Source organism: Proteus vulgaris (genome assembly GCF_023100685.1).
Lineage (GTDB): Bacteria > Pseudomonadota > Gammaproteobacteria > Enterobacterales > Enterobacteriaceae > Proteus.
On the sequence record NZ_CP090064.1, the window covers coordinates 3,153,832 to 3,165,577 of the forward strand.

At 34.4% G+C, this 11,746-nt stretch carries 8 protein-coding genes; 7 read left to right on the forward strand and 1 reads right to left on the reverse strand.

The genetic code is table 11. The features are described from left to right. Nucleotides 1-274: 274 nt before the first annotated feature. A complete protein-coding gene (locus tag LW139_RS15120) occupies nucleotides 275-475 on the reverse strand; it encodes a hypothetical protein (RefSeq protein WP_109407503.1) in 201 nt (66 codons plus the stop codon). Nucleotides 476-969: 494 nt separating this feature from the next. Between LW139_RS15120 and LW139_RS15125 the strand changes: the two genes are divergently transcribed. The 7 genes from LW139_RS15125 to LW139_RS15155 all read left to right on the forward strand — a co-directional run bounded on the left by LW139_RS15125 (nucleotide 970) and on the right by LW139_RS15155 (nucleotide 11,694). Then, entirely contained in the window at nucleotides 970-1,797 is an 828-nt protein-coding gene (locus LW139_RS15125; protein WP_109407504.1) for a MurR/RpiR family transcriptional regulator, read from the forward strand. Between the two features lie 222 nt (nucleotides 1,798-2,019). After that, nucleotides 2,020-2,769, forward strand: a complete 750-nt coding sequence (locus tag LW139_RS15130) for a hemagglutinin (RefSeq protein ID WP_166540910.1) — start codon at nucleotides 2,020-2,022, stop codon at nucleotides 2,767-2,769. A gap of 237 nt (nucleotides 2,770-3,006) precedes the next feature. Then, the gene (locus LW139_RS15135) at nucleotides 3,007-3,498 is read left to right on the forward strand and encodes an N-acetyltransferase (protein WP_166540911.1); all 492 of its coding nucleotides are present in this window, start codon (nucleotides 3,007-3,009) and stop codon (nucleotides 3,496-3,498) included. A gap of 326 nt (nucleotides 3,499-3,824) precedes the next feature. Further along, entirely contained in the window at nucleotides 3,825-5,384 is a 1,560-nt protein-coding gene (locus LW139_RS15140; protein ID WP_109407507.1) for a sulfatase-like hydrolase/transferase, read from the forward strand. Nucleotides 5,385-5,529: 145 nt separating this feature from the next. Continuing rightward, entirely contained in the window at nucleotides 5,530-6,414 is an 885-nt protein-coding gene (locus LW139_RS15145) for an OmpG porin family protein (RefSeq protein WP_072069308.1), read from the forward strand. Nucleotides 6,415-6,450: 36 nt separating this feature from the next. After that, on the forward strand, nucleotides 6,451-8,616 hold the full coding sequence (locus LW139_RS15150) for an autotransporter outer membrane beta-barrel domain-containing protein (RefSeq protein ID WP_166540912.1): 2,166 nt from the start codon (nucleotides 6,451-6,453) through the stop codon (nucleotides 8,614-8,616). Between the two features lie 12 nt (nucleotides 8,617-8,628). After that, nucleotides 8,629-11,694, forward strand: a complete 3,066-nt coding sequence (locus LW139_RS15155) for a chondroitinase family polysaccharide lyase (protein WP_227335857.1) — start codon at nucleotides 8,629-8,631, stop codon at nucleotides 11,692-11,694. Nucleotides 11,695-11,746 lie beyond the last annotated feature (52 nt).

Below are 11,746 nucleotides of genomic sequence, written 5' to 3' on the forward strand. Positions count from 1 at the left end.
GTTTAGTGTATTGGGAATAAAATGTTAGTCCATAATTCAACAAATAATTTGCTTATCTTTATCAATAATAATCAATAAGTAATAAGCTCTTATTAGTCACTTAGTTGATTATCTAATCAATAGTATTGTTGAAATCATCGCTTATGGGCAAAATAGAATAAACACATTGCTGATTTATAACACTCAATAACAGAAGAAAATATAGAGAAAAACAATGCCTAAAAATAAGATTTATACAACTATTGTTCAACCTTCATAACAATTGTATATTTACTTATCCTAAATTAGAACTAATTAAACAAAATACAATGATAATTAAAGGTACAGTAAAAAAAACAGATAACCAACGCATTTCACGTACAACACCAAAAATAATTCCCACAATACATACAAAAAAAATAACAGGCATCATTTCTGAGTAGTGATCATGAAAATAGTGCATTAATAAATTAATCCACGAATGATCGTTTTGCATATAAAAATTTCAACCAATATAAGTATATTTAAATTAAGATAGTGATAAATTACTATCATTAACAAATAAAACAAGTGTTGTATTATGAATATCAATCATTGCGCACAAAGATATTAAAACACTTCAATCTTCAATTTACAACAACATCAATAATAAAAAATATCATTCTAAGTTAAATTAACAACAATATGAAATGAAATAGGTTAAATAAAACAAAATCGAATAAATAGAAACGATATTGTTATTACCCCAACCTTACCAAAATGAAATAATAATTTCATTTAATTTCAAATAAAGAAAATTAATTTCGATAAGTGATAATAAAACTAATAAAGAATAAATAAAATAGAGTTTTAAACATCAAATAATTACCTTTAGTTTATTCATTTACTTTGAATTAACTCTATATTTCATTTTAATTGCTATTAGCTAAAAACATTCAATTTCGACTCAAAAAACACTACAATTACAGCAGTATTTTTATTGAGGGCACTATGTCTACTGCAACAAATCTGAATGAACTACAGGAACAAGTTCGCTCCCGCTATAATGGATTAAGTAAAAGGCTACAGCAGGTTGCACATTATCTACTTGATAATAAAAACAGTGTGGCATTTGATACAATTGCAATCCTTGCAGATAAAGCAAATGTTCCTCCATCGACATTAATTCGTTTTGCCAATGCGTTTCATTTCAATGGTTTTAATGAAATGAAACAATTATTTCAACATCACTTGATGAATGAAATGGTAAATGAAAATGAAAATTTAACTTATAAACAGAAATATAAAGAGGAACCACCTAATCTGAATGAGCCTGCCTACATTTTGCAAGAATTTGCACAAGCAAATAGCCATTCATTGCAACAATTGGCAAATCAGACTCACAGAGAAATGTTAAATAAAACATTACAATTACTCGAATATGCTGAAACAATTTATATTTGTGGATTTCATCACTCATTCAGTGCTGCGAGTTATTTTTTTCATGCGCTCTCGCACATTCCTTGTGAAACTGTCTTTGTAAACAGCTTAGGAGGAATGTACAAAGAGCAATTGAGAAATATTACGCATCGGGATGTGCTTTTTGGCATTCATTTCCATCCATACTCAGATGAAATGCAAAAAATGTGTGAGATGGCAACATATAAAGAAGCTAAACAAATTATTGTTACAGACAGTCCCATTAGCCCATTGGCGAGTTTGAGTGACGTTTGTTTAACGGTAAAAGAAGCTCAAATAAAAACCTTTCGCTCTCAAACATCAACAATGTGTTTGCTACAAGCGATTTCTGTTGCTTTTGCCTTTAGGAAAAAACATTAGTTAACATTTATCCAAAACTGCATTTTAATAAAAATGCAGTTTTTTATTTAATAACTTATCAAATATAATTTTATTTAAAAATAATTAATAATACATTAAAAAATATATAATTTTATTTAAAACTATTTTTAAGAGTAATTCCAGAATGTTTTATTTGTGATGAAAAAAACAATCATTTAGCATTGATTTACGCCAAAAATTCCTTTCAAAGGGTTAAATTAAATGTTATTTAAAAAGTTATTTTTATTCTTTATATTATTTCCTTCATTTTCTTATTCAAATGTAGACTCAACAAAAGGAAAAGAAGAAATACCTATTATCGTTAACATCCCTGGTGTTTCATTAGGTGATAATAGTAATGCTTCAGGTAATGGTTCAATTGCCATAGGTGTCAATAGCCAAGCTAAAAATACACACTCTGTTGCTATTGGTCATAATGCATTAGCCACAGAAGAAAATACGGTTTCATTTGGTAACACTGAAAAGAACCATACATCTCGATTAGTTAATATTAGTGATGGTAAAAATAATACAGATGCCGTCAATCTTATCCAGACTAAAAAAATGGTAGATAAAAACAGAATAACAACAAATAACGCCATCAATCAGCTAAAAAGAAGTATCAGTACAGATATTAATGATCTCAAAACTCATGTTAATACGTTTGATCAATATTACAGGAAAAGACAAGCTGAAATCACAGACTCGGTTGCAAATTTAGATAAAAAAATCATCGCATTAGAAAAGAAAGTATTTGCAGGTATTGCCTCATCTGTTGCAATGACGAATATTCCTTATCTTAGCCATCACACCTTAAGTGGGGGAATTGGTATTAGTAATTATCGAACTGGTACGGCTTTTGCCGGAGGCATACAATATAAACCTAATAACGACATTGCATTTAGATTAAATTCGTCAATAAACAGTGAACAAGAAATCATTATCGGGGGTGGTTTAGCCTATGGTTTCTAATTACGTCTATTTTCTATAAATAAAGAATAAAAATCATGTTATTAATTAAGCAGTAATAAATATATTCTATTGCTGCTTTTATTACATTTCTTTCAAAAAGAGATTTTTTAGATAGTCAAAATTAAATAACCGCACTTAAATTAATAAATTTATCTTTAGCATTATTAATATGTTTTTGTATTATAAAATATTTTTTATATACTAAGATTATAATTTAGCATAAAAAGGAATAAGAAAATGGATTATATATTTCGAAAAATGACATCTAAAGATATCAGTTCAGTGGCAACATTATTACAGTCAAATTCAGAATCTCAACAAGGCGGATTATATGGTGAATATCCCCAAAACAAAGTTGAGGCAATGTATCAAAGTAGTACAAATACTATTGTTGCACTTAATCAAGAAAATATCGTTGCGGTTGTTTTCAGCTTCCCTGTCACATCATTCTCAATTCCGCCTATTGCTCAAGAAATTAATCGACGCTTTCCAGAGATAACACAAAATAATTGGTTTTATGGTCCAGTCTGTATTGATAAATCACATCGAGGAAAATCACTATTAAGCGATCTTTACCAACATATTTGCGCTTTATATGGTGGACATCCTATTGCATTTGTTAATGGTGATAATATTCGATCTCTAAAAGCTCACCAAAAGTTAGGCATGAAGATAGTTAAAAGCATTGAGTTTAAAGGAACATCTTGGTGGGTCATAAAGGGACAATGAAAACAAACGAAAGAAAAAGACTTACACTTTCTGTTATCCAACTTTCTAGCTAAAAAATGAAACTTTAAGGTATTTTTGCAACCATCATCACAAAACAACAGATATCATTTAAAATCAATTAATTATATTGTTTTGTAAAAAGTTAATCTATTCTTAACAATATTCCAACTCCTATTTTAGCTGTCAAATTGCTTACAATTTGACACCATTCTGTGATCTCCCTTTCAATTCTTGATCTTTCGTTAACTTACTTTTTGATCTTATGTAAAAGTATAAATAAGATAAAAGACACCAATTCGAAAGTAAACGTAAAATAGGAGGAAGCAATGACTGTTTCCCGCAGAACTTTTATAAAAGGGCTTGCAGCCAGCGGAGCAGCAATGACTGTTTCTACCCCTGTTATTGCTAATTCAGGAAGCACTGCCTCTAACACGCGATCTCGTCCGGAAAACGCCCCTAATCTATTAATTGTTTTTCCTGATGAAATGCGGGCACACGCATTACAGTTTATGGGAGAAGATCCCTCAATTACACCAAATCTGAATAAATTTGCGAAGCAAGCCAAAGTAATGACACAAATGGCTTCAAATTACCCTCTTTGCTCTCCTTTCCGCGGCATGTTTATGACTGGGCAATACCCTGTTCGCAATGGCATTACAGGAAATGCACATGATTATGGTGGCAAAGTAGGTATTGATTTATCTCCTTATGCAAAATGCTGGTCTGATGTTTTAAAATCACTCGATTACAGCACTGGCTATATTGGAAAATGGCATCTTGATGCACCTTACGAACCATTTATTGAAAGTTACAATAATCCAATGGAAGGTCGTTATTGGAATGAATGGGCAGCTCCTGATAGACGTCATGGTTTTGACTTTTGGTATTCTTATGGTACCTACGATTTACATTTAAAACCTATGTATTGGGCAAACGATACACCTCGTGATAAACCAATTTACATTGATCAATGGGGGCCTGAACATGAAGCTGACATGGCAATCAAGTTCCTCAAAAATGAAAACAATCAATTTAGGGATAATTCAAAACCATTTGCATTAGTGGTTTCAATGAATCCACCGCATTCGCCTTATGACCAAGTACCGAAGAAATATCTCGATGCTTATCAAGGTAAAACGTCTAAAGAGCTCAACACTCGCCCGAACGTACAATGGGAAAGTGAATACCAAGAAGGCTATGGACCTCAATATTTCAAAGAATACATGGCAATGGTCAACGGTGTTGATGAGCAATTTGGTCGCATCGTCGATGAATTAGAAAAACAAGGCCTTGCAGATAATACTCTCGTTGTTTTCTTCTCTGATCATGGTAGTTGCTTAGGGTCAAATGGGCAGGCAACAAAAAATAACCCTTATGAAGAATCCATGCGTGTTCCTATGATGTTTCGTTTACCGGGTAAAATCAAACCAGGATCTGATGACGCACTAATGTCAGCGCCTGATATTTACCCAACTATCTTAGGGCTACTTGGCTTATCCGAATGGATACCTGATTCTGTCGAAGGCAGTGATCTTTCAGACCGAGTGGTCACAGGCAAAGGCGACACAGCAAACTCGCAGCTTTATCTTTTTATTCCTTATGGAGAACCTTCATTTGGTAAACGAGGTGTCAGAACCAAAACTCATACACTGGTTATCGATAGACAAGATGGTCATCCATTGAAATATACCTTATATGACAATGTGAATGATCCCTATCAAATGAAAAATATTGCCAAAGACAATATGCCTTTAATTGAGAAATTAATTAAAGAAGAATTAACCCCTTGGTTGGAAAAAACAGGAGATTCTTGGCGCGCCTCTGAATTTATTACGGCAACAACCAATAAATTAAATAAAACAATATCGACATGTAAAGAAAAATAATAAAAATATCTGCGCCATTATTTTATGGCGCTATATATAAACCCAATTCGCTTATATAAAAATCCTTTTAATAGAATAAAAGGAAAGACGTCCTACACCTAAAAATTGACATTAATAAAAGCGAATAAAGAATTGGATATATACCATGAACAAACTTCGTATTGCTCTTTTCTTACCTCTTCTTGGCTTAGGTTTAACTTCTTTTCATTCTCAGGCAGCTAATGTCAACGCCATGTTTTCTTGGGAAACAGCAGATTACGACACACCCAATAACTATGCTGGTTATCGTGTTGATTTTAATATTAATCCAGAAAAATCTAACTGGTATTTCGATGTTGGCTTTCGCCAACGTGAACATGATAATAAAAACCGCTACCAACGTTATGATTTACAAGGTAGTTATCGTTTTAAATTAAACAATGGTTGGATCCAACCTGGTTTAAAAATCCGCCAAGATCTCACTAATTATGATAACGGCAGTCGTTTAACTATTGATTTTTATGAATCAAAAACCAATTACCAATTTCCAATTAATAAAGATTGGGTTTTAACAGGTAGTGTTTTATTTGGCTTACAAAAGAAAGAAGACAAACGTAGCAATGGTGTCACAAATACGGATTATTTAGGCTGGGAAATTGAACCTGGTCTACGTTATTTTGTTACCCCTAATATTAATACTACTGTTGCTTATTTTGATGGTGGTAAGCAAGCAATACGACATGAAGAATACGACACAAAAGAAACAAACCATAATCAACAATTACGTATGTATGTGAACTGGACAACACCAATAGGATTAATAGTTTCTCCATCAATGCGTAAATCTATTTTTGGAAAAATAGAAGATAGAACAAATAAAGGCGTTTATATCGAAAAAGATATGACACGTTATACCCTACAAATGGCATATCAAATATCACCTCAATGGCGTGTCATGACGGAATATTATAATGAACGAGTTGAAAATAAAAATGATGGTAGTAAATCGACTCAGGATTATTTCAAAGTTTCATTCCGAGCAACATTCTAATAATTAAAATCATATAATTGTTCATGGAGTTATATTGTGAAAAATAAAAAATTGTTATTTTTGAGCGCTGCTATTTTATCAGCTATTTATGGTTCAGCATGGGCGACAGAATGTGATCCTACTTTAAATATCTGTGAAACGGTTAATGTTAATGACGGTAATACGGCTCAAATAAATAAAGATGTTACGGTTTCTCAAGGTGATGGTGTTGTATTTAATGGCTCATCAACAGAATATAAAGCTCAAGCAATCACAAAAAACATTACTGTTACTGGTGATGGCGCAAGTGGCCTTAAGATAAATCAAGGTGCTTCTTTTAGCAGTAATATCAACCTAAATGGCGCTAATGTGACTAGTGAAAATGGCACAGCCATATTGGTTGAAGGCGATTTTCCTAAACGAGGTACTGGCGTTTATGTAAGAGACGGTGCCATTATTCGTGGAAAAACCGCAGCCATTGATTTTAGAACACTAAAAACAGGTTTTAGAAGTGATGTAAATGGTGAGATCCACGGCGATATATTAGGAAATGGTCACGCAGATACTAAAATAAACTTTGCATATCAAGGTGGGGCTCAAAACGCCTTATTTGATGGATATCAAATCACGGGTGTTCCATTAATTGAAAACCATGGCAATTTAACTATCCAAGGAAAAGATAAAACGATTCATTGGGAAGGTAATTTCATGAATAAGGAAAATAGCCAGTTAATTTTCCGTCTCGATGATAATACCAATACTGATGAAACCATTCTTCATGTTGACGGTGATGTCACTTTTAAAAAAGGCAGCCAAGCCAAATTAGATTTTAAAGGCACCAGTGTCGATAACATTATAAATAAAGATATTATTTTGATTTCTTCCAATTCAGCGATTAAAGATGAAGCTGGTATTACGGTTACTGACGCCAATGCCATTGCACCAGATGTATCTCCTTTATTAGAAAAAACAGATTCATGGTTAGAAACTACACCGCCTAATATTAGTGGTGGTGTTAGCGGCAATCAATTAGTTGCACGTTATGGCATTAGCTATGAAGGTGGTAATAACTTTATTAGTGCTGCTGAACGTGGTGGCGTCAATGAAAATGGATTAACAGCAGCTAATTTTATTATTCCAACTGTTTTAAATGAATTTAATAATACCCGTAGTCAAATTTCAGATGAGGCTTTGAGTTTATTAGTTGCAGCTGGAAATGACGATAATAATATTGCTGCATTATCAAATGATTTAGCCCCTATTGCTGATGGCAGTGATATTCAAGCGGGATTAATCATGGTTGAAGATATGCGCAATAATATCGCACATCGCTATTTACGCTATGATAACCAATTGCCAATTGAAGAAAGAGAAGCTGGCTGGAATAGTTGGGCCAATTTACTGTATGGTTATGGCACACAAAGCAATCAGGGTGGAATTAACGGTTACAACACTTATCGTACTGGTATTCAAATCGGTACTGATTATGAAATTAATCAAGATGCTCTTATTGGTGTTTCTTTTGCTTATAACTACGCAAAGGCTGACGCCAAACAACGTAACGCAAGTAAAGAAATTAACCATTTTGAATTTATGCCTTACACCGGTTGGTATAGTGACACATTATTCCTAAACGGTAATTTAAATATTGGTTATTACACTGTCGATAGCGAACGAGATATTGGTGATAATACTGGATGGGAAGGAAATACCAAAGCAAAAGGTGATTATTCTGGTGTGCAATTAGGTTATCAAATTAACGCTGGAACCTATTTTGATTTTGATTTCATCTATATTAAACCGATGCTGACTTACCAATATCAATGGCTCAATATTGATTCTTGGGAAGAAACAGGCTCCGCCTTATCTATGCGTACTTATGGCCAACGATATGCTGTTAATCAATTAGGTGGCTCTGTTGCTTTATGGAATAGCTATCAAACTGCTTATGGAAAATTAACCCCATCCCTTAATCTTCGTTATTTCAAAGATATCGCAGGTGACAATAATATTAATCAACGCCACAGTCTGACTTATTTTAATACTGGAGGAGATACCTTTGATATTAAAGGAAATACTGTTGGTGGTGACATTATTAGTGCGGAATTAGGTGCCAATCTCGATATCACTCAATCATTAAATTTAGGCACAACGATGGGCTATCAGCGTTATGACAAATTTAATGAAGGACGCATTGGTTTCACTTTTAGCCAGCGTTTCTAAGGAGAAAAAATAATGCCGATATTTCGTTTTACTGCACTTGCAATGACATTGGGGCTATTATCAGCCCCTTATAACGCAATGGCAGCCACCAGCAATCCTGCATTTGATCCTAAAAATCTGATGCAGTCAGAAATCTATCATTTTGCACAAAATAACCCATTAGCAGACTTCTCATCAGATAAGAATTCAACACTGACGTTATCTGATAAACGTAGCATTATGGGAAACCAATCCCTTTTGTGGAAATGGAAAGGTGGCAGTAGTTTTACTTTACATAAAACGTTGATTGTCCCAACAGATAAAGAAGCATCTAAAGCATGGGGGCGTGCATCTACACCCGTTTTTTCATTTTGGCTTTATAACGAAAAACCCATTGATGGTTATCTCACTATCGATTTTGGGGAAAAACTCAATTCAATCAGTGAGGCTCAAGCTGGATTTAAAGTAAAACTAAATTTCACTGGTTGGCGTGCAGTGGGTGTCTCTTTAAATAACGATCTTGAAAATCGTGAGATGACCTTAAATGCAATGAATACCTCCTCTGATGGTACTCAAGACAGCATTGGGCGCTCTTTAGGCGCTAATGTCGATAGCATTCGCTTTAAAGCCCCCTCGAATGTTGGACAAGGTGAAATCTATATCGATCGTATTATGTTTTCTATCGATGATGCTCGCTACCAATGGTCTGATTATCAAGTAAAAACGCGTTTATCGGAACCTGAAATTCAGTTTCATAACGTACAACCTCAGTTACCGGTGACACCTGAAAATCTAGCTGCAATTGACCTTATTCGCCAACGTTTGATAAATGAGTTTGTTGGCGGCGAAAAAGAGACAAATCTCGCACTAGAAGAAAATATTGGTAAGTTAAAAAGTGATTTTGATGCTCTTAATATTCACGCTTTAGAGAATGGCACAATACAAGGGCGACACCTGATCACAGACAAACAAACTATTATTTACCAACCTGAAAATCTCAACCCTCAAGATAAACAACTATTTGATAATTATGTCATTTTAGGTAATTACACAACATTGATGTTTAATATTAGTCGGGCTTATGTGCTGGAAAAAGATCCCTCACAAAAAGCTCAACTAAAGCAGATGTACTTATTAATGACAAAACACTTATTAGATCAAGGCTTTGTTAAAGGAAGTGCATTAGTCACAACCCATCACTGGGGGTATAGTTCTCGTTGGTGGTATATTTCCACATTACTAATGTCTGATGCTCTAAAAGAGGCAAACTTACAAACTCAAGTTTATGATTCATTGTTGTGGTATTCACGAGAGTTTAAAAGTAGTTTTGATATGAAAGTGGGTGCAGATAGCTCCGACTTAGACTATTTCAATACCCTATCTCGTCAACACTTAGCCTTATTACTACTAGAGCCTGATGATCAAAAACGTATCAACTTAGTTAATACCTTCAGCCATTACATCACTGGCGCATTAACTCAAGTACCGCCGGGTGGTAAAGATGGTTTACGCCCTGACGGTACTGCGTGGCGACATGAAGGCAACTATCCAGGCTACTCTTTCCCTGCCTTTAAAAATGCCTCTCAACTTATTTATTTACTACGTGGTACCCCATTTTCAGTAGGTGAAAGTGGTTGGAATAACCTAAAAAAAGCGATGGTTTCAGCGTGGATCTACAGTAATCCAGAAGTTGGATTACCTCTTGCTGGAAGGCACCCTTTTAACTCACCTTCGTTAAAATCAGTCGCTCAAGGTTACTACTGGCTTGCCATGTCTGCAAAACCGTCTCCAGATAAAACACTCGCGTCTATTTATCTTGCAATAAGTGATAAAACACAAAATGAATCGAAGGCTATTTTTGGAGAAACTATTGCACCAGCAGCGTTGCCTCAAGGTTTCTATGCCTTTAATGGCGGGGCTTTTGGTATTCATCGTTGGCAAGATAAAATGGTGACACTGAAAGCTTATAATACCAATGTTTGGTCATCTGAAATTTATAATAAAGATAACCGTTATGGTCGTTATCAAAGTCATGGTGTCGCTCAAATAGTGAGTAATGGTTCGCAGCTTTCACAGGGCTATCAGCAAGAAGGTTGGGATTGGAATAGGATGCCAGGAGCAACCACTATTCATCTTTCTCTTAAAGAGTTAGATAGCCCTAAACCTCATACATTAATGCAACGTGGCGAGCGTGGATTTAGCGGAACATCTGCCCTTGATGGTAAATATGGAATGATGGCATTCGATCTTATTTATCCTACTAACCTTGAACGTTTTGATCCTAATTTCACTGCGAAAAAGAGTGTATTAGCCGTTGATAATCACTTAATTTTTATTGGTAGCAATATAAATAGTAGTGATAAAAATAAAAATGTTGAAACGACTTTATTTCAACATGCCATAACACCAACATTAAATACCCTTTGGGTTAATGGACAAAAAGTTGAGACCTTTCCTTATCAAGCAACACTTAAACAAGGTGATTGGTTAATTGATAGCAACGGTAATGGCTATTTAATTACGCAAGCTGAAAAAGTAAATATTAGCCGTCAACACCAGACTTCGGCTGAAAATAAAAATCGCCAACCAACAGAAGGAAACTTTAGCTCGGCATGGATTGATCACAGTGTTCAACCTAAAGATTCCAACTATGAGTATATGGTCTTTTTAGATGCTACTCCTGAAAGAATGGGAGAAATAGCACAAAAATTTCGTGAAAATAATGGGTTATATCAGGTTCTTCGTAAGGATAAAGACGTTCATATTATTCTCGATAAACTCAGTAATGTAACGGGATATGCCTTTTATCAGTCTACTTCAATTGAAGATAAATGGATCAAAAAAGTTGATAAACCCGCGATTGTGATGACTCATCGACAAAAAGATACTCTTATTGTCAGTGCTGTTACACCTGATTTAAATATGACTCGCCAAAAAGCAGCAACGCCTGTCACCATCAATGTCACGATTAATGGTAAATGGCAATCTGCTGATAAAAATAGCAACGTAAAATATAGCGTTTCAGGTGATAACACTGAACTGACTTTTACCAGCTACTTTGGTATTCCACAAGAAATCAAACTCTCACCACTCCCTTGATTTAATTAAAAGGAACGCTCTTGCGTTCCTTTTTTATTTGCAGGAAATCTGA

What these genes read in the sequence shown, in the direction of transcription:
- LW139_RS15120 (WP_109407503.1), bottom strand. Translation starts at nt 475, where the DNA reads ATGCAAAACGATCATTCGTGGATTAATTTATTAATGCACTATTTTCAT.
- LW139_RS15125 (WP_109407504.1), top strand. Translation starts at nt 970, where the DNA reads ATGTCTACTGCAACAAATCTGAATGAACTACAGGAACAAGTTCGCTCC.
- LW139_RS15130 (WP_166540910.1), top strand. Translation starts at nt 2,020, where the DNA reads ATGTTATTTAAAAAGTTATTTTTATTCTTTATATTATTTCCTTCATTT.
- LW139_RS15135 (WP_166540911.1), top strand. Translation starts at nt 3,007, where the DNA reads ATGGATTATATATTTCGAAAAATGACATCTAAAGATATCAGTTCAGTG.
- LW139_RS15140 (WP_109407507.1), top strand. Translation starts at nt 3,825, where the DNA reads ATGACTGTTTCCCGCAGAACTTTTATAAAAGGGCTTGCAGCCAGCGGA.
- LW139_RS15145 (WP_072069308.1), top strand. Translation starts at nt 5,530, where the DNA reads ATGAACAAACTTCGTATTGCTCTTTTCTTACCTCTTCTTGGCTTAGGT.
- LW139_RS15155 (WP_227335857.1), top strand. Translation starts at nt 8,629, where the DNA reads ATGCCGATATTTCGTTTTACTGCACTTGCAATGACATTGGGGCTATTA.